Source organism: Deinococcus pimensis DSM 21231 (assembly GCF_000519345.1).
In the GTDB taxonomy this organism is placed as follows: Bacteria; Deinococcota; Deinococci; order Deinococcales; family Deinococcaceae; genus Deinococcus_A; species Deinococcus_A pimensis.
Genome location: NZ_KI912679.1, coordinates 20,770 through 21,010 on the forward strand (window position 1 = coordinate 20,770; position 241 = coordinate 21,010).

The following is a 241-nucleotide window of genomic DNA, read 5'->3' on the forward strand; positions in this document are numbered from 1 at the left end:
CGGCATCTCCAACAATCCCGGCACGCCCCTGCTGACGGAGGCGGACGTGGGCGTGTGCCTCGACACCGGCCCCGAGGTGATCGGCGGCAGCACGCGCCTCAAGGCGGGCACCGCGCAGAAGATCGCGCTGAACACCTTTTCCAGCGCCGTGATGGTGCGGCTCGGGAAGGTGTACGGCAACCTGATGGTGGACGTGAAGGCCAGCAACCACAAGCTGCGCGAGCGCGCCGTGCGACTCGTC

1 pseudogene is annotated in these 241 nt (G+C 68.5%); it reads left to right on the plus strand.

What is annotated here, in order from left to right:
• A pseudogene (locus DEIPI_RS0126555) lies at positions 1-241 on the plus strand (N-acetylmuramic acid 6-phosphate etherase); the annotation flags it as partial.